This window comes from Agrobacterium tumefaciens (assembly GCF_005221325.1).
Taxonomy (GTDB): domain Bacteria; phylum Pseudomonadota; class Alphaproteobacteria; order Rhizobiales; family Rhizobiaceae; genus Agrobacterium.
Genome location: NZ_CP039892.1, coordinates 53,491 through 70,848, shown reverse-complemented (window position 1 = coordinate 70,848; position 17,358 = coordinate 53,491). Strand labels below are relative to the sequence as shown.

General features: G+C 55.5%; 17 protein-coding genes. 3 read left to right on the top strand and 14 right to left on the bottom strand.

Features of this window, described 5'->3' with window-relative positions; translation table 11 throughout:
• Positions 1-716: 716 nt before the first annotated feature.
• Genes CFBP5499_RS28800 through CFBP5499_RS28790 form a run of 3 tightly spaced genes read left to right on the top strand, consistent with a single transcriptional unit; the run spans position 717 to position 3,861 of the window.
• Complete coding sequence (locus CFBP5499_RS28800) at positions 717-1,118, top strand: plasmid mobilization protein (RefSeq protein WP_080831242.1); 402 nt, start codon at positions 717-719, stop codon at positions 1,116-1,118.
• A gap of 2 nt (positions 1,119-1,120) precedes the next feature.
• On the top strand, positions 1,121-3,655 hold the full coding sequence (locus tag CFBP5499_RS28795) for a conjugal transfer protein TraA (protein WP_080831187.1): 2,535 nt from the start codon (positions 1,121-1,123) through the stop codon (positions 3,653-3,655).
• A gap of 5 nt (positions 3,656-3,660) precedes the next feature.
• The gene (locus CFBP5499_RS28790) at positions 3,661-3,861 is read left to right on the top strand and encodes a hypothetical protein (protein WP_080831185.1); all 201 of its coding nucleotides are present in this window, start codon (positions 3,661-3,663) and stop codon (positions 3,859-3,861) included.
• Here CFBP5499_RS28790 and CFBP5499_RS28785 read toward each other — a convergent pair.
• Genes CFBP5499_RS28785 through CFBP5499_RS28720 form a run of 14 tightly spaced genes read right to left on the bottom strand, consistent with a single transcriptional unit; the run spans position 3,858 to position 17,357 of the window.
• Positions 3,858-4,352 (bottom strand): hypothetical protein, encoded by a 495-nt coding sequence (locus CFBP5499_RS28785; protein WP_130932638.1) that lies wholly within the window; start codon positions 4,350-4,352, stop codon positions 3,858-3,860. The two genes, CFBP5499_RS28790 and CFBP5499_RS28785, sit on opposite strands and share 4 nt — an antisense overlap.
• A 5-nt stretch (positions 4,353-4,357) precedes the next feature.
• Positions 4,358-6,427, bottom strand: coding sequence for a type IV secretory system conjugative DNA transfer family protein (locus tag CFBP5499_RS28780; protein WP_080831181.1), 2,070 nt, complete (start codon positions 6,425-6,427; stop codon positions 4,358-4,360).
• Positions 6,424-7,446 carry a P-type DNA transfer ATPase VirB11 gene (gene virB11 / locus CFBP5499_RS28775; RefSeq protein ID WP_080831179.1) on the bottom strand — a complete coding sequence of 341 codons (1,023 nt, stop codon included), beginning with the start codon at positions 7,444-7,446 and terminating at the stop codon, positions 6,424-6,426. The genes CFBP5499_RS28780 and virB11 overlap by 4 nt, the downstream gene beginning before the upstream one ends.
• Complete coding sequence (virB10, locus tag CFBP5499_RS28770) at positions 7,427-8,638, bottom strand: type IV secretion system protein VirB10 (protein WP_080831176.1); 1,212 nt, start codon at positions 8,636-8,638, stop codon at positions 7,427-7,429. The genes virB11 and virB10 overlap by 20 nt, the downstream gene beginning before the upstream one ends.
• Complete coding sequence (locus CFBP5499_RS28765; protein ID WP_080831173.1) at positions 8,638-9,450, bottom strand: TrbG/VirB9 family P-type conjugative transfer protein; 813 nt, start codon at positions 9,448-9,450, stop codon at positions 8,638-8,640. The genes virB10 and CFBP5499_RS28765 overlap by 1 nt, the downstream gene beginning before the upstream one ends.
• Entirely contained in the window at positions 9,447-10,139 is a 693-nt protein-coding gene (locus CFBP5499_RS28760) for a virB8 family protein (RefSeq protein ID WP_080831170.1), read from the bottom strand. Before CFBP5499_RS28760 ends, CFBP5499_RS28765 begins: the two co-directional genes overlap by 4 nt.
• 37 nt (positions 10,140-10,176) lie before the next feature.
• On the bottom strand, positions 10,177-11,205 hold the full coding sequence (locus CFBP5499_RS28755) for a type IV secretion system protein (RefSeq protein WP_080831168.1): 1,029 nt from the start codon (positions 11,203-11,205) through the stop codon (positions 10,177-10,179).
• A 14-nt stretch (positions 11,206-11,219) separates the two neighbouring features.
• Entirely contained in the window at positions 11,220-11,447 is a 228-nt protein-coding gene (locus CFBP5499_RS28750; RefSeq protein ID WP_080831166.1) for a hypothetical protein, read from the bottom strand.
• Entirely contained in the window at positions 11,440-12,138 is a 699-nt protein-coding gene (locus tag CFBP5499_RS28745) for a type IV secretion system protein (protein WP_080831164.1), read from the bottom strand. The genes CFBP5499_RS28750 and CFBP5499_RS28745 overlap by 8 nt, the downstream gene beginning before the upstream one ends.
• 13 nt (positions 12,139-12,151) lie before the next feature.
• Positions 12,152-13,249, bottom strand: coding sequence for a lytic transglycosylase domain-containing protein (locus tag CFBP5499_RS28740; protein ID WP_080831162.1), 1,098 nt, complete (start codon positions 13,247-13,249; stop codon positions 12,152-12,154).
• On the bottom strand, positions 13,246-15,702 hold the full coding sequence (locus CFBP5499_RS28735) for a VirB4 family type IV secretion/conjugal transfer ATPase (protein ID WP_080831161.1): 2,457 nt from the start codon (positions 15,700-15,702) through the stop codon (positions 13,246-13,248). Before CFBP5499_RS28735 ends, CFBP5499_RS28740 begins: the two co-directional genes overlap by 4 nt.
• Positions 15,703-15,705: 3 nt before the next feature.
• Positions 15,706-16,005 (bottom strand): type IV secretion system protein VirB3, encoded by a 300-nt coding sequence (locus tag CFBP5499_RS28730; RefSeq protein WP_080831159.1) that lies wholly within the window; start codon positions 16,003-16,005, stop codon positions 15,706-15,708.
• A 1-nt stretch (position 16,006) separates the two neighbouring features.
• Positions 16,007-16,369, bottom strand: a complete 363-nt coding sequence (locus CFBP5499_RS28725) for a TrbC/VirB2 family protein (RefSeq protein ID WP_080831158.1) — start codon at positions 16,367-16,369, stop codon at positions 16,007-16,009.
• Positions 16,370-16,379: 10 nt separating this feature from the next.
• Positions 16,380-17,357, bottom strand: coding sequence for a lytic transglycosylase domain-containing protein (locus CFBP5499_RS28720; RefSeq protein WP_080831156.1), 978 nt, complete (start codon positions 17,355-17,357; stop codon positions 16,380-16,382).
• Position 17,358 lies beyond the last annotated feature (1 nt).

Here is a 17,358-nt window from a genome sequence, read left to right as displayed (position 1 = left end):
TTTTGATCCTTTGCTAGCCCAAAGAGATTCTTGGAATTGGCATGCCCGCATGTTTTCACACGGTAGGTATACAGCGTGTGAGACATCGTAATCACACCATGTACGTAGAATGAGTTAATAGCGTGTGAACAATGCTAACCATGCCATTTTGATAGCGCACTGAAACTAGCAGCGCAAACACGCCACGTTCACAGGACAGTTGCGTACCGTGCTGCGATGCGGTGTGTCAACACGATAATGCCGATGCGCCAAATGCTGCGCCAATACTTCACTACCATACCATGTGAACCTAGCGTGTGTGATAATCGTGTAAAATGAAAATAGGCTAAAACCATGGTTTTTAAACACACGATCTAAGTCGTGTGTTTTTCAGATGTGGTCCTAACGTGTGGTGAACCCCGGAGCCGCGTAAAGGCCGACTTTGACCGGCGCGCGTAAGCCGCAAGGGCGTAGAGCGCAGCGTCCCTTGCGGATGAGCACGACTGTCAGACCAAGGGCTTTCTAGCGGTTTTGGCGGTGAACCCTGGTGAGCGTTTCAATGCTTTGAAGCCGATGCGTTAGCAGCGGAAATCCGTGGGTTGGATAGGTCAAAATATGGGGCTATTATTCTGTTATGTAGGGTGGCAGGATACGCAAAAATGTTTTACATTATTTTTGCAGCTATCGAGGGACAAGCCCACGATGGCCGTCGCCCGCTCCTGAAAGGCCTCTGGCAGATGAGTGAAAGCAGTTTGGACACGAAAGCAGGCAAGGCGCGCAAAGGGCGTCTTGTAAACGTGCGCGTGACCGATGCTGAGCATGAAAAGATCGAAGCTGCAGCCAAGGCAGCCGGCATGAGCGTTTCCGCATTCTTCCGTTCGCTGATGCTTGAAGGTGCCGGCGTTCGCCCGATTCTGACCCGAGATGACCGACTGGTGATGGCGGCTCTTCTGGAAGATATGCGCAAGATTGGGGTGAATTTGAACCAGGTCGCGCGTGCTATCAACAGCGGCAAGGTTGTCCATCCTGCCGAAATCGACCTCAATCTGAAAAACGTCCAGTCGATCCAAGGTGCGGTGATGCTCGAATTGAGAGGGCTTTCCCGTCGCGCTGGCTATCAGCGGAGAGGGGAGGAATAGGCTTGGAATTCTTCTTCGGAGCATTCACGACGGAATGGGCGCAGAAGCGTGCGGCGCTTTTGCACGAAATGTCGCTCGGCTCGAACGCGAAGGAATCCGAAGAAAGCCTGTTCAAGTACGTCCATCAGATCAAGGAAGTCAGGCGCGGTGGCGGCGGGGGTGGATCGAAAGGGAAGCCAATCCGGCTCCCGAAGATGCAGTTTCCGCGCATATCGACATCGAGCGCCAAGAGCGCAGGCGCCGGCCGCTCGATGGAAACGAGACTCACAAGCGTGGCAAAAGGTAGTCAGCCAGCCGTGGTTAAAATGGCGTCTTATGGCGCTGGAGCGCGTGTCGGCTCCATGCTGAATTACGTGTCTCGTGGCGGAGAGCTGAAAGTTGAAAATGAGAACGGCGAAAAGCTGCAGGGCCGGGAAGATCTGGCGCGTGTCCGAGGTGATTGGGATCACCTTTTCCAGAACCGGACGGAGAGCCGCGACATAGGCAGTTTTGCCGTCGAGGTGGCTGCCGGCAGTTCGGCCGAGGAGCTTCATGAGCGCGTGCGGAGCGTTCTATCGAGCGGGTTTGGTGATCGCCGTTATGCCTATGCCGTCGAGGAACGCGCCGACGGTTCTATGCGCATTGAGGGGCATGTCGTATTGCGCAGCGGCCAGGGCGAACGGCTGACGGCCGACGCCAAGTCGGCCGGGATTGTTCAGAAACGTTTCGATGCGAGTGCAGTCGCTGGCGTCGCTTCTGCATCCTTCTCCTTCAGCGGCTACGGCAATGGGGTTGACTATGGCGCGGCCAAGGTCCGCGATCTGATCGAGCGGCGCGATGAAGTCCGCGACGATCGCGGCCGCGTTCTGACCGACGAGAAGGCCGCCAGCGACCTGGTGCAAAAGGAATGGCGCGACGAACTGCACAGCCGCAAGAGCCGCGACGTGATGCACGTCATCATGTCGGCGCGCGCCGGAACAGATGCGGCGGCATTCGAGGGTGCGGTGCGTGACTTCCTGGCCGATCAGTTTGCAGGTCATCGCTATGTCTTTGCGATGCACGATCCGGAAACCGATACCAAGGAAGCAGGGGAGGGGGGCAAACGTCCGCATGTCCACGCCCATGCGATCGTCACCATGCGCTCAGAGGCCGGTGATCGTGTCGAGACGACCCCGGCGACATTCCGCCAGTGGCGCGAGGTGATGGCTGAAAAGGCGCGCGCCCACGGCATCAATATGGAAATGACCGATCGCCGCGAGTTTGCTTCAGCCCCTGCCTATACCCGCAATCAAGTACGGGCAGTGAACCGGGATGGCCGTACGGAGCATGTCGGCACGAGTGAGCCGGCGCAGGCCCGCTATGACGCCAAGCGCAGCGGCCGGCGCAATGTCGCATCGAGCCAGCGCAGCCGGCAATATTCCGTCAAGGCGCAGGAGACTTGGCAGAAGGTCGCGGCGGTGGCTGGCGATCGACAGACGGTGGCTTATGCAGCCGAGTTCCGCGACACGCTGCAGGCCGGTCTTGCCGATCCGCAGGCATTCAATAGCGGCACAGTGATCTCGGCTGATTTCGGCGGGGACTATCGGGCCAATATGGTAGCGTTGAACGAACTTATTTCGGAGGCAGAGGATATGCGGGAACAGACGAGGCCGGAGTTCGAGGCCTATGAAAAGAACGTCGAAATGGCTCTTTTCAAGCTTGAGCGAAGTGCAGGCACTGAAGATCGAGCATCATATGAAGAGGTAGCGGAGGCTGCCCGAGAATTCGTGAACCTTCGGCGCGAGCTCGTAGAGATCAATGAGCGTGAGGCGTTGCGTGCCAATGGTGGCCTGACCGAACAGGTTGCGGAAGAGAGTGGCGATCGCGTTGAACGTCCCGCATCTACTGCCGAGGCTGAGACAGCACCTGTCCAAGTGTCGGCTGTGCCTCGCGACGAAGCTTCGGATAACCGTGCTGATGCTGACGACGCAAGTCGATACGATAAGGCTGTAGACAAGCACGGTGAAGCGACCGTTGAGGCGGGCAATGAAAAGATGATGAACGTCGAACATTATCGGGAGGGCATTGCGCGGGTCGAGGCTGGCGAGTTCTCTGAAACTGACTTGGAGGGCTTTAAAGCTGGCCTTGATCGTTCACTGCGTCAGGCAGCAGAAACGGCCGTTGCAGGTAACGACTATCTTCGTGATATCGCTAAGGACGATCCAGAACTGAAAGCAAAGATCGAGGAGTTGGATCGCGAGGACGGCAGAGCTGAGACCGACACCACAGCCAAGACACCAGCGACGACAGATGTTGTCGATGAACGACAACGCGATCTTCAAGCAGAGATCGAGGACGAGAGGGGTTCGCATAATGACGAGCGCGAGGCGCATGAGCTAGCCGACACCATAGAGGCTACTCAAAAGCAGCAGGATCGTGTAAATAAGGAGAGAGAAATCTTGAAGGGTGGCGAAACCACCAGGACGGATCCTGCACAGCAGCACGTTCCTCGTCTTGAGGAACTTGAGCGTGAACAGACCGAGCAGAGGGAGCGTGATCGCGACGATCGCGACCGTTAAGGCCGATGACTGATAAGTATGTGATCCAGGCCGATAATGCGAAGGCCGATGAGGGTGCGGGCAAGTTGATGGGCTATGCCATGCTCCTGATTGGAGCCCTTTGGGCTATCTCATATGCTTATGAGGTAGTTCTAGGCTGGTACACCGCAACCGCCGCCTGGCTGACCCAGACAGCGGATTATATCGCCAGCTTCTGGCCGTTCTAAGCGTCTTCTATGACGGCGGCATTGGTGATGCCGGCGTCATATTGTCGGCCTGTGATCGACACACCGATTTCCCAACGTCCAACCCGACCACGACGCATGACGGGCGAATGCTCCGCAACGTAGAAGATCATGGGCGACGGCCAGTCGGCGCGGGTCTCGCGCTCCGTCAACGTGAAACATCCGCCATCTGTCTGATGAATGCCGTCGTGGCGAAAAGCCTTACCTGTGTCGCGCAGGGCGGCGAGGTATGAGTCTGCAGCATCAATATCTCTGTGCCAGCGCACAACGAGCGAGATTGCATCGTTCTTCTCAAGGCAGGATATAGGCTCAAACGACGAGCGGGCCGGATGATTTTTCGCGTCCGAAATCAGGCTGTAGGCCACATAGTTTTTCGCTGTCACCCGGAGGACGGTCGGAAAGTACAGCTTGAGAACGGGACAAAATACCCGTTCTCCCGTTCTCCCCTTCGGAAATCGTATTACCTGATCCATCCGCGTCAGACCATTTCAGGGTCAGGGATGGTCGCTTCGAATACGGCCATTATATCCTTCCGGCGAGGTGCGGGCTTGTCTGCGCTCGCGGCGATAGCTTTTTCATGAACCTTTTTCGCGGCGGCTGGCGCGATCAATGCAATCTCTTCTTTTCTCGCCGCGTCCATGGCTTTGGTAGGGGAGGGCTTCGGCGTGGCCTCACCCGATCCATCGGCCGCCGAAACCTTTTTCGGCTTCAATGCAGAAACGTTGACCACACGCTTTTGCGCAGCAGGGCTTGAAGGAGGGGCTAGTTGTGACGGCGCCTTTGCGACTTCCGTAGCGGGGGGCGTGGCGGCCACTGTTTGGGCCGCAGGTTCGGTCGCGTCCTGTTCCTTGCCAGCGTTCTCGTACGCTGCAGTCGTTGCGGGTACGGGCTTGGGTGGAAGATACTCGATGTCCGGAACTGACGGGATGTGAGCTTGGGCGTAGGCTTCCGCTCCCTTGAATGGCTGCGTCTGGAAGAACCGTAGCTTCGTCGCGAAAATCGGCCTCTGGCCTTCAACGAGCAAAATCATCTTGTCTTCCGGCATTTGCCGCACTTCCTGCGACATCATCAGATCGCGTTCGCGGATCTGTTCCACCTTAGTGCGGCGAGGCAGGCCCATAAGTTCGATCGTTCGAGATTCCGACTGATAACGGATGGTCCTTTTGCCAAGAGCCTTTGAGGCATATTCGGCGGTGGCCTGGTCGTTGGCGCCGAGGATCAGCTGATAGCCGCAGTTACCAAGCAAGGAGTGGCGGGATGTCTCGCCGTAGATTTCATCAAGGTTCTTTAGATCCTGAATGATGAAAGCGAGCTTGATCTTGTACCCTGCCACATAAGGCAGCTTGGTCATGATCTCGTCCATGCGCTTCAGCTGGCGAAACTCGTCGAGCAGGAAATAGACCGGTACGGCGTTCGGATCATGTTCCAGCGTCAGGATATCCATGACTTGTTGAACGAACAGTGTCAGCAGAGGCCGCAGCAAGGTGATGTCGGTGATATTGGGTGCGAGATAGACCGTAATGGGCCTTCTTTTCATGCCTCGGAGATCGATGTCCGTGAAGTTTGTTGCCGCGACGACCCGCTCGTTCTTGAACGGTCGCATTGCTTTCTGGATATCGAGCAGTGCTGAAGCGGCAGCTCTATCGGAAAGCGCAATGTATGCGTTAAAGCTCTCGACTGTAAATTTTGAAAGATAGGGCTCCTTCTCCTTGATGTACTTCATCAGTACCTGAAGATCGGAGCCGCTGTTGAAAAACGAATTGATCTCGCCGAGGTTTCGGCGATCCTTGTAGTATGGGCTCTCCAGAACGTAGCTGATGACACCAGCAATAACATTTTGTGCGAGCGCCTGCCAAACCGAGTTTTCCGACTCCGTATTTTCTGGCACGAGGATGCTGGCAATATTTTGGATATCTGTCGTGCGATTGCCGCGTTCAGGCCGAACGAAATCAAGTGGATTATAGCTGTTCGTCCGTTCCGATCCGGGGGCAAACATGAACACCTGGCTGCCGTTTTTCTTCCGAAAACCCGCTGTCGCCCTGAAAACCTCTCCTTTGAGGTCGGTGATAATCATCGACCCTTCGTGCATTAGTGCATTCGGGATAACGTAGCCAGCGCCTTTACCAGATCGGGTCGGGCCGATGATCAAATGATGACGATCATCGTTCGCACGAAGTATGTTTTTGCCAAAGCGGCCAAAGATATGGCCCTTCTTGCCGAACCATTTCCGGGTGCGCAGTGCTGCAATGTCCTGAAATGCCGCATCACCTAATGGGCTGCTGACTGGCTTTAGGCCGAGATACGCCACCAGGCCCGCGACCAGAAAAGCCGGCACGAGCGAACCGAGCGCAACCCTCTGAAGTGACGGGCTGCTATTATATGCCCAAAACTGCTGAATCGGCGCAAAAGGATTGGTGGTGATTGTAGTCTCAAGAATACGGCCGTCACCATAGAACAGCTGCAGGCCGGCTCCATAGCCAAGCATCCAGATTGCAAAGGCAATGGCGAGGCAAAAAACGAGGTAGAAGGCCTTCAAGCCCGGTGTCATGTTTCGTCTCGCGTGAATAAGATTTCGGAGATGCCACGCTTCCCACCATTTCGGCTCACTTGGATGACAATAGGAATAACCATCTTAATGTAGGATAGGAGATCTTCCCGGCTCAGCCCGCTGGACATTCCACCCTGCACCATCATCATGACTAGTCGTTCATAAGCACCGTTCGGAGAATCCGAATGGAGAGTAGACATACTTCCTGGATGACCCGTATTGATCGCCTGCAGAAACGGGAAAGCCTCAGCGCCGCGGATTTCACCCACAAAGAGGCGATCAGGCCGCATGCGCAAAGATGACTCCAAGAGGTTTTGCAAGGTGACATTGGCCGTGCCTTGCCCACCTTTAGAGGCGAGCAGATGGACGACGTTCTTTTGTGGCGGAAAGAGCTCCCGGGTGTCCTCCAGCGTGATAATCCGTTCATTCAAATCGACCGAATTTAGGCACGCATTCAGGAACGTCGTCTTTCCTGAAGATGTACCGCCACTAATCAGGATAGAGACGCGTTTCGTGATCGCGGTATGGATGAACTCGTAAATCTCGCCGTTCCGAAGATATCCTATCAATTCGCGATCGACGTCGCTCAACCCTCCCACCGCGACAGCAACTTTGTCGAGCGACCCATTGTCCCGGTAATCCTCGAGAGAAAAATTCTGGATTACCTGTTTTCGAATGGTGATGGAGCCGCCATCAGCGGCCGCAGGCGGCAATACGACCTGAATGCGCTCCCCTGTGGGAAGCGCACCGCTCAATATAGGGTTGGCAGCATTTAGAAACTGCTTCGTCGCCGCAGCAACGCGCTCGCCTATGTTCTCAATTTCACCGGCCGTCAGCTCTTCGATAATATGATGCTCCATGTGATCGGAGCCAAACCGTTCCACGTACACATGGCCCGGTTTGTTTATGGCAATTTCCACCACCTTGGGATCGTCCAAAAACCTCCTGATCGGCTCTAGGGAGCGTGTCAGGAAGTAGTGTGGATCATGAGCTGTCGCGTTACTTGCCGGCGCGTTCACGTTTAATCTCCTTCATCGCTTCCGTGACAGGATCGTCATACATCTCGCTAAAATCGAGGTCCTGACGAACGAAAATGAAGATCCGCTCGCCCTGGGCGACGCTTATCGTCGGCGGAATCCGAAGATTTTCCGACAGGACGGTGTTCGCCATGTCGCTGAAGGTTTGAGCGATCGTCTCGCGGGCCAGCTCGGAAGCGCGTTGCGCATCATCGTTATTAGATCCAGCAGTGGAGTCGCTGCCATAACCCGTCAGATAGCTTGCGCCACCGCCGACGATCGAAAGCAAAATCGAGGCACCGAACCGCTCACGGAACTTGTTGTCGACATGACCAGTAAGACCAGAGCGACCGAGGCTATCAGCGCCCATAGAGTTGAGCCGGACAGAAACACCATCATCACGGATAAGGCGCGTCCATACGACGAAGATGCGCTTTTGCCCGCGTGTCACCTCAGACTGATACTCGCCGATCAACCGCGTGCCTGTCGGGATCAGGACCCGACGCCCGTCAAAGGAATAGACATCTTGGGAGGTGATCGCACGAATCTGGCCCGGAAGGTCGGAAACAATTGCCGTTTCCAAAATGCCGGGTATCAAAGTGCCCTCGGGGATCATGGCATCGATACGCTTGATCTGACGTGCCTTCGCACTGCGATCACCGATCGCACTGGCAGACGAAAGATATTGGCTATTCCGGTCTTCGCCAGCCACAGTCAGCGGTGTGCCGCCGTTGCCCGTCAAGGAATCATTCGGGTTTCCGCCGCGATTCTGGTCCAAGGTGATGAGCCTCGATTTGAACCGCTCAGGAAACACCTCTTCGACGGGAGCTGCTTCCGGAGGCTGAACGACCTCTGGTGGCGGCGGCACATTGAACGTTGTCGTATCCGTCTGTGGAGGCGGCGGCGGTGGAGGTGGTGGCGGCAGCTGAACAATCGGCTGCTCTTCCTGCACGGGCTCCTGCTCGCCATCGCGAACAAAGTTCGGTGGTCGGAAGGTCGTCGTCTGAAACTCCTCGTCGGACTGAGGATTATCCCGAGGGGTTTCACCAGAGGTGGCAAGAACCATGTAGGCCGCAATCACGCCGAATATGAGAAGTGCAGCCATACCGGCTGTCTGGTTGCGTTTGGCGTTCTGGTTGCTGACATCGCTATTGTCAGCTGCGGCCATCGCTTCGAGTTCGGGGCTACGCTTCATTAGTTGCCGCTCCTTCTACGCTTGCTCGCATCGGGATCAGGTTTCGGCGCCATGATATCGGGATCCGGAGCGGCGAAGTCGGGCTTGCGAAGGTTGAAGATGCACGTCCACTGATCACCATCACGCAGGGTGTATTGCGTGGCAGTGCCATCAACAACGATGTATTCGCCTTCCTTGCGGAAGTTGCGCAGAGTTTCGGAGAAATCTGACTGTACCGTAAAGATTGCAGGCACGCGACCGGCCCGAAATTTGAAGAATGTTTTTTTACCGTCATCGAAGACCATTGTGGGCTTCAAGGCCGGATCACCGGAGAATGAGTAATCGATATTCACATTCTCTTTGTCGATATTGCTGATGTTCGGATTTGCGGCCCGAAACTCCGCCTCTTTTCGCAGAGAAGCGTTGAGATCCTTTTCCGGGTAAACAAACCGGATACCGAAGACCTTTTTACCATCCGTCGGAGCATAATCGTTCAGTTCGAGGAAGTAGATACGCTTACTCGTGACCACGTTCATGTTGGTGGACACGTCTTTTGCGATAGGCTTCACGAAAAGAATGTTGCCTTTCTCGGAGGGTGCGACTTGCCAGCTGTCGTTGTCCCCGAGAGAGATCGTTTCGAATTTCTCATCTTCATCGAAGATGATCATGGTCGAGATCCCGTAGGTAGCAGACACTTTCACCACGTTGTTCGGCTGGTAGACGACGCTCGTCACACGAGCGTCGAGGCTACCCGGCTTAGGCTGTTGAGCCGCCGAGGCGTGAGTCATCATTGCGGCCACGAAGGCCGCTGTCATCAGCAGTCGGCCTATCATCCTGCAGCTCCTGGCGTGACCGTTTCCTGATCGCGACGGTAATTGTAGACCTGGAAGCCAAGCGGATTTTCGAAGCGCCATTCGTTGCGCTGAGGGGTGTCGGTATAACGATAACGGATTACGGAGATGAAGTGTCGCGTCATCGAGTCCGTGTCACTGCTTTCAGTCGTGGAAAAACGTACCAGTGCCGTGCTTGCATTCGGGAACGTGACCGACTTCACGTCGACGGTGATCTTTTTGTTGCGGCCGAGCTTGCGTCCGGGGTTGTTCGGGTTCGCAGCACTCCACAAATCCTGAAGCTCCCGGGCCGCATCACCGGTCGAGAGGAGGGCGGCAATCCCGAAGTTCTGCTGGATGTTGTAAGGATCATATCCTTCGCGATGGCGGATATATCGTACAACGTTTGCCTGGGTGACTGCCTGTTGATCCGTAAGACTGCCGGCGTTTGTAAGGCCAGTCTTGACCTCAACATACCCTGTGTTCTTGTCGACCTCGACGATGTAGGGCTCAAAGCTCTTCAACGGCACCAGCATCATCAACGAGCCGATCGACATCAGGGCGATGACGCTCATGATCAAGGTGATGAACCATGCGAATGATTTGGAACGCTTCGCCTTTTTGACGATTTCCTGTTCCCACCGGTCCCCGTCCTGAAAATAGCTCCGCAGAGCCTCATTCTTATCTGCCATTGTCTAGCCCTTAAATCCCTCTCGAAACAGATTGCCGTTACTTCGGCACGCTGTTGCTACTGATGCGATTTTGCATCGCACTCGCATTTGAATTCCGTATATTTTCCCGCATTCCGGCATGTGTCCTCTCGCGAGCGTCCATGCCGATTTTCCCTGCTGTCCCGGCTGCGCTGCGCGCGCCGGTTAGCATCGCTGCTGGTGCGCTCAAGCCTGTCACGCCGCCAACGGCGCGTGCTATCTGCCCGATACCTGCTGACACACCGCCAGTGATGCCCTGCGCAAGTGTCTGGATGTTGAAGAGAACAAATGCTCCGGCTGCGCATAGGAGTAGGAATGCAGCGACATCGTCCAACTGGAGTCTACGCTGGTCCGCTGCGGCCGTTACCTTGGTCAGTTCGGGATCCATCGCAGAGATAAGAAACGCGGCAATGACGTAAACGAACAGAGGCATAAGGGCGTACATGAGCACGCTCTGAAACCAAGCCATCCCGTAGCTACGGGTGGGCGCAAAGAGAAGGCAGGCAATAAAGATGGGGGCCGTTCCCAACAGCACCCACATCATCACTTTCGCCAGGAGCAGGATCGCCAAAGCAATGGCGATGAAGATGGCCGTCAACGCCATGATCAGAAAACCCACCATAGCAGGCAAAACAGAGAAGTAGCCCGCCTGTTCTGCGAAGGCACCCGCAGCCTTGTTGGCTGTCTCCCAGATCATCGAAAGACCGTTGGTCGGTTCAGTGATCCCGGTGTTGCTGACATTCAAAATCGCTCGCCCCACATCTTCGGGGGTATTGCTCAGCCAACTATAGAAATACGTGTTGAAGTTGCCCCAGGAGCTGACGAACGCGACGATGATGGTCATGCGGACCACTCGGCTCACGATTTCCCCTACGCTCACCCGCGCCGTGCCCATGATCAACTGCAAGCCATAGTACGCGACATACGCAATCAGCATCACGGTGAGCAGCGGCGCAACCTGCCCGCCAACTACCCCATAAGCCTGCTGAGTGAAATTTTGTCCGGTCTGTTCGATACGATCGAGCAGACCCCCGAGGAAATCTTCCATGCCGCGTCAGTTCCTTATTCGGCCGCCATCGTGTCGATTGCAGCGAGCGCAGCTGACGGATCGCCGTTAACACTCGTCATCGAACCGCAGTCTTTACGCGGGTCTTCTACGAACGATGTCAGGTTCGCCGGTCTCTTGCAGGGGGCCGTCTTTTCTTTTGGAGCGCCGGCGCAGCCGGCAAGGCCGGCTGCTACGGTCGCTGCAAAAGCCAGTTTGGCATAAAAAGAGTATGCGTCACTCACCGTAGGTCATCGCCTTCTTGGAGTTCGAGATATCAACAAGGCGCTGCTGGTTCTGAGCGTTGAGCGATTGAACTGTACCGTTCATCACGCCGATCATTTCGTTCAGCACAAGGCCGGACTGAACCTGAAGCTGCGTGTTTTGGTCGATCGAGCCCTTGATGTCTTCCGCCTTGCCGATCTGTTGTCCGGCCTGGGTGAAAGCCTGTGTGCGCTGCTGCACAGCCTGGTTGGATCCTGTCACGAGGGCCGCAACACCGAGAACGGTGTTCATCACTTCCTCATAGGACTTATCGCCGGCAAAGTTGCTGTCTGCTTTGCCAGAAAGGTTTTTGACCAGCTGCAAGCCATTGAGGAATGTCGAAGCGATCTTGCCGATATCGCCGCCCATGCCGCCGAAGTTCGGCACGCCGCCGCCCATGATGCTGTCAAACGACGGCATCTGAGACACACTGAAACCGTTGCCAACCGCAAGGTTCTGCATCGGGCTTTGCACGCTGCCACGGTCACCAGTGACGGCCTTGAGGGTTTCTTCGACGGTCTTCAGTACCTCCTTGTTTGTATCAAGGATGTTCGTCGTGGTTTTCGAGGTTTCCTGAGCGATTTTCAGGTTGGCATTGTCGATCGTCGGGACCTGAGCATATGCGGTTGAAGCCAGAGCCAGCGAAAACGCCGTTAGGATCGTCTTTTTCATGGCAATTCTCCTTTTATTGAGCACTCAACATCAGTTTCGTTTCGGACGCCCTTGCTCTCTTCTGGACACAAGCCTGTTCGGCTTCATTCCATTCAAGATTTTGCTCGGGGGTTTGCTGGGCATTGCAGAGATCGACAGTTTCTTTGTCTTTCTCATCCTTCTTGGGGGTATTGGTACGGGAGGCACCTGAACGCTCGCTGAGGTTCATGGCGTTCTTGGAATTGATCAATTCTGCCATGGTCGCGCCGAGGCGAATGACCTGGTTCATCATCTCGAGATTGGCGTTGCGTGCGCCGGAATTCTGGTCCCAACTGTCTTGGATTGTCCCGGTCTGCATCTGGCCGAGCTGTTGCATCCACGATGCGACGTTGCCACTGCTTTCCGTGATGGACTGGCTTGTTGCCATGGCATTCATTGAGGTGTCGCGAGCGCCGCTGTATCCGGTGGTTCCGCCACCGTAATTCATCGGGATATTCGATGTGTCAGCGCCGCCGAATTGGGGCATCCACTGTTTGGTGATGCTGGCGACGTAGCCCTGCGTTTCCTTGAACGGCGGAATGCCGCCATATTTCTGGACGTTCCCAGGACCTGCGTTGTAGGCCGCTAACGCAAGGTTCGTATTTCCGTTGAAACGCTTAAGCTGCTGTTTCAGATAACGAGCGCCGCCACGCAGATTGTCTTCGACATTGTGCGGGTCGACACCAAGATCCTTTGCCGTTCCCGGCATAAGCTGCGAAAGCCCGGTTGCTCCTACCGGAGACTTCGCGCAAGGATTGAAACGGCTCTCCTGATAGACGAGCGACATGAAAAGCGTTTCGTCAACGCCTTCTTCGGCCGCGACGCGTTTTACCAACCCCACAATTTCCGGGTTCGCTTGTGCCGCAGACGGTGCATCGCCACCCTTGCCCTTTTTATACATCGAGCAGGTAACACTGGTGCTGACCGTGTGACGTTTTTTGTCCGTCTCCTCAATCTTTTCTGTTGTGCCTTTCCGGCCGGCATCAGAACCCGTAAGGGCAGCGTCGGTGATTGGAACCTGTGTATAGCCTGCGCCTGGGGCGCTCATTGAAAGAGCTGCAGCGAGCAGCACCAGAGTGGGACTTTTTCTCATTCAGCCTTCTCCCATCCGCAGAATTTTGCCAGCCAGTTTTCGGGCTCGTCTCCATACTGTGCGCGAAGTGCGGCACACTCTTCGATCGTTTCCTTGCGGCCCGACAGAACTTTCACAAGATCAGGCATGCTCGACAGATCGAGCCGAGCGATGACGGAGTCATTGCCGTGCTTGATGAGAAAGGTTCGCTTCTCTGGCGGGGTATTTTTGATGAAGTTGAATTCCTTCACCGTCAGCCCGAACCGCTTGATGTAGCTTTCTTCATCCGCACGCGGGTTCGGGAAATGGATGTTCGTCGAGGACTGCTCGATCAACGTGTGAGATACCTTCGATTTTGTGATGTCGGCCGCTGACTGCGTGCCGAATCCTACGATACCGTTGAGCTTACGGATCGTTTTCATCTTATCGACAATGAAGTGGCTAAACGTCTCATCCATGAGAAGTTGCCAGCCTTCGTCCATGAAGAACATGACCGGGTTACCGTCGAGCAACTCGTCAAGGCGGTGATACAGGTACATCAGCGCGGGAGTGCGCAATTCCTCGTTGCCGAGGATGTTTGTCATATCGAACCCGAAAACGCTGCGACCAGAGAACGACAATACATCGTGCTGAGCGTTGAAAAGCCATGCCTTTTCGCCTTCGATCCAGGGGCGCATACGCGCGGCCAAGTCGTTTGCATCCGCCCTTGACCGACCTACGAGCAGGTTTGCAAGGTTCGTAAGATTGCGCTGAGCCGCAGGCTCTTCCATCAGGCGAATGATCGCGCGTTCAAGCGTGTCTTCATCTTCCTGGGTAAAGTCGCGATCACGGCCGCCGAGCATGGATTTCAGCAGCCGTTGTAAGAATTCGCGGTTCGGGCCATTGTTTGGCAGTTGCAGCGGATTGAAGCCGGTAGGCGTTCCCGGTGACAAAATCTCGTAAGAGCCGCCAATCGCACGAACGAAGATTTCCGCTCCGCGGTCCTTATCGAAAAAGACAGCGCGAGGGGTAGGTGATACGCGCATGGCCTGAGCCAGCAGGAAGCTCAAGCCAACAGTTTTACCCGAGCCTGTCGGTCCGGTTACAGTGAAGTGGCCGATGTCGCGACGGTGAAAGTTGAACCAGTACGGGGTCTGCGACGTGGTTTCCAAGATCGTGATCGGAAGGCCCCAATGGGTACGCTCAGCCTGTCCGCTGGCAAAATTGTGCATCGAGGAAAGGCCCGAGAAATTCGAGCTTGAGAGCATTGCCTTGCGAGCGATGTACGAGTGATTTCCCGGCAGCTGAGCCCAAAAAGCGGCCTCTACATTGAGGTCTTCGCGAAGCCAGTTGATGTTCATGTCCGTTAGGCAAGCGCCAAGCTCGGACACGCAACGGCTAAGACCTTCCAAATCACGGTTCACGCAAAGCAGCGAAAAATGATGGAAGCCGAAAACGGCCTCCTGATTCATCATGCTATCCAGCGCGAAATTGATGTCGGATTCGACCGAGCTGCCGGCCTCGTCCGACGCGCGAATCTGTCTTTGAAGGCGGGTGATCCTTTCCTGCGCAATTGGCTTGTCGGCCAACGTGAAAGATTGCGTCAGGATGAACTCGTGATTGACCTGCAGGAGGCCATCCAGCATGCCCGGCCCCGTGAACGGCGGATATTCCTTGATCGACAACAGGGCTGCATATCGGTTGTCTTCGTCTACCGGGCCCTGTGCCTGAAGCGTTCTCTTCGAGAAATGGAGCCGCGATGTACCCACGAAATTACGGATACCCATGCGAGGAAGCCGCATTTTCCGGGGTACGCCGCAGGTCAGGATGGAATTGAAAAATTCGCAGGGTTCGGAATAGGGTTCGCCCTTGCTTTCGTCTTCCTGACCCTCGACCCGGGCGGTGTCATCCGACTTTTTGCGGTAAGTGATACCGAGGGGGCGAGCGCCATATTTTCCAAGCTCGCGCACGATGTTGCCGATCAGCTCTTCGAGGTCGGTCACGTCTTCGCGGGTAGCCTGAGCCTTTGCATCCTTGTTCGACTGCGTGAAGATCCTCTTGAGAGAGTCGCCAAGACCCAATGCGCCGCGCATTCCAGAACGCACGATCGTTAGGTAGATCTCATTGGTGAACATGCGCTTCTTGCGCAGCTGATCCATATAGCGGTCGTTGAGAGCTTCGCAGAATGACTGATCGAAAGCGCCGCCGATTTCTGTCTCAACTTCACGGCGGATAACCGTTGACCACAGGGAGTAACGGCTGGATCCAAGCGCGCGGATCATGGTGTTTTGCACCACAGAACGCATGTTCAGTTCCGCTTGATCCTCCGTCTGGAAAAACAGGCCGTCGAGCTTGATGACACTGATCAGCGAACCATTTTCGAGGCTGATCACAGTATCGGACACGTGGCGCATATAGGGAATATGAACGGACATAGGCCGCTCACTGCCAGCGACCTTTCCAAAGCCAAGTTCTTCTTTGACGACTTTCAGCATGCGTTATGGTCCGTACGAGTTGGTGCCCCAAAATTTCTTGTTTGGAGTGCGCGGCGTCTTGCGTGATGTGACCTGCAGAACATCGAGGATCTTGGCGTCCCAGGTGCAAATGGTGAAAAGGGCGAGGTAAGCGACGGGCGCAATGAGCAGAGCCGCAAGGTGATTTGTCGCGAGCCATCCGATGATGGTCACGCCGACGATCAGGACGACAGCCATATACGGCACGCCCCAAAGCGTTGGCGATCGGGTCAACCCGATCACCAGTGGCGTAAGCGTGGGCTTTTCGTCCTGAAACTCGCTCATTTTAGTTGCCGCCGCTTCCGCCGACAGACGAAATCATCTGGTCAACGATCGCGGGAGCGCCGAAGACAAGGCCGATACCGATGACGACCGCACCAGCCGTGAACCAAGAAAGGCGGCCGGCGAAGGCAAGGAAGCCGAGGCCGATAACTGCAATGATCGCCATCAGACGACCGAACGGGCCGGTGATGAAGTCGACAATCATCTGAACGGCAGTTTGAAGCGGGCCGAATGCTCCACCGCTTCCGCCGCCTGTGCCCTGCGCCATCGCCAGATCAGCGCTTACGACCTGAAGGATGGCAAAAGTGCCGAGCAGGGCGATCGTCTTGAATGCCGTGGACTGTGCGTCCGGAACCATGTTCTTCATCTATCTCTCCTTAGAAATGCATCACGCCGCCGACAAACTTGCCGGACTTCTGCACAGCGATGACCCCAGCACCGCCGTCTGAATTGGTCGCCGCTACATCGCGAACGACATTTCCGGCTTTCCGCTTGCCCGAGGGCATTGGAAGGCCAAGCTGAAAATTGACTACTTTTGCGACATAGCCGACCGTCTCTTGGAACGGAGGCACGCCGCCATATTCGTAAATTCGGTTCTCTCCGCTGTTGTATGCAGCCGCCACAAGCAACGGGTTCTGGAACTCATCAAGAAGGAAGCGCAGATACTTCACACCACCTTCGATGTTCTGTGCAGGATCACAGACATCGGCAACACGGAACCGTTCGGCTGTGCCGGGGATCAACTGCATAGGACCGCGAGCGCCCTTGGGTGAATTGCGGTCCTGATCGAACCTGCTCTCCGCCCAGGCAATCGCCGTTGCAAAGGCCTCGTCGACGCCATGCCTTTTGGCTGTCGATACAACCAAAGCTTTGATTTCGTCGGGCGATAGCGGCGACGGGCCGCATTTGGCGACGCCGGAAATCTGCTGGTCGTCTGGTCCTACTACCCCAATTTGGCTAAGTGAACCGGTTGGTCGGCCGGTAACCGGAGGAGCCTCCTCCTCCTCGATGACGTGAAAATAGGCGCTCGTCTCTGCGCCAATTTTAGATACATTCGAATTGTTGAGCCGTTGCGGGTTTTCGGCCGTTTCGGCGGCCCGAGCATCCTTCACAACTCCATCTCTGCCAAGCACGAATTCTTTTGTCGCGCTTGGTTCGTCACCCCATCTGGCCGCAAAATTCGTTGCAAGTACCGCTTGCTCGGATTGTGTGGAAACGTTGGTATTGTTGAGAGATTGGGTATTTATACCCCCATCTTGGGTATAGGCGTGGTGCGACGCATACAGCGAGAGAAGCGCCGATCCAACCAAGGCTTTCTTGCTGCGAAAGCTTGTAATCCTAGCCCTTTTTAACATC

Bases quoted from the DNA above. Each gene is read 5' to 3' on its own strand.
- CFBP5499_RS28720 (WP_080831156.1), bottom strand. From the start codon at position 17,357: ATGTTAAAAAGGGCTAGGATTACAAGCTTTCGCAGCAAGAAAGCCTTG.
- CFBP5499_RS28730 (WP_080831159.1), bottom strand. From the start codon at position 16,005: ATGAGCGAGTTTCAGGACGAAAAGCCCACGCTTACGCCACTGGTGATC.
- CFBP5499_RS28725 (WP_080831158.1), bottom strand. From the start codon at position 16,369: ATGAAGAACATGGTTCCGGACGCACAGTCCACGGCATTCAAGACGATC.
- CFBP5499_RS28780 (WP_080831181.1), bottom strand. From the start codon at position 6,427: ATGACACCGGGCTTGAAGGCCTTCTACCTCGTTTTTTGCCTCGCCATT.
- CFBP5499_RS28790 (WP_080831185.1), top strand. From the start codon at position 3,661: ATGACTGATAAGTATGTGATCCAGGCCGATAATGCGAAGGCCGATGAG.
- CFBP5499_RS28800 (WP_080831242.1), top strand. From the start codon at position 717: ATGAGTGAAAGCAGTTTGGACACGAAAGCAGGCAAGGCGCGCAAAGGG.
- CFBP5499_RS28785 (WP_130932638.1), bottom strand. From the start codon at position 4,352: ATGGATCAGGTAATACGATTTCCGAAGGGGAGAACGGGAGAACGGGTA.
- CFBP5499_RS28735 (WP_080831161.1), bottom strand. From the start codon at position 15,702: ATGCTGAAAGTCGTCAAAGAAGAACTTGGCTTTGGAAAGGTCGCTGGC.
- CFBP5499_RS28745 (WP_080831164.1), bottom strand. From the start codon at position 12,138: ATGAAAAAGACGATCCTAACGGCGTTTTCGCTGGCTCTGGCTTCAACC.
- CFBP5499_RS28740 (WP_080831162.1), bottom strand. From the start codon at position 13,249: ATGAGAAAAAGTCCCACTCTGGTGCTGCTCGCTGCAGCTCTTTCAATG.
- CFBP5499_RS28760 (WP_080831170.1), bottom strand. From the start codon at position 10,139: ATGGCAGATAAGAATGAGGCTCTGCGGAGCTATTTTCAGGACGGGGAC.
- CFBP5499_RS28755 (WP_080831168.1), bottom strand. From the start codon at position 11,205: ATGGAAGATTTCCTCGGGGGTCTGCTCGATCGTATCGAACAGACCGGA.
- virB10 (WP_080831176.1), bottom strand. From the start codon at position 8,638: ATGAAGCGTAGCCCCGAACTCGAAGCGATGGCCGCAGCTGACAATAGC.
- CFBP5499_RS28765 (WP_080831173.1), bottom strand. From the start codon at position 9,450: ATGATAGGCCGACTGCTGATGACAGCGGCCTTCGTGGCCGCAATGATG.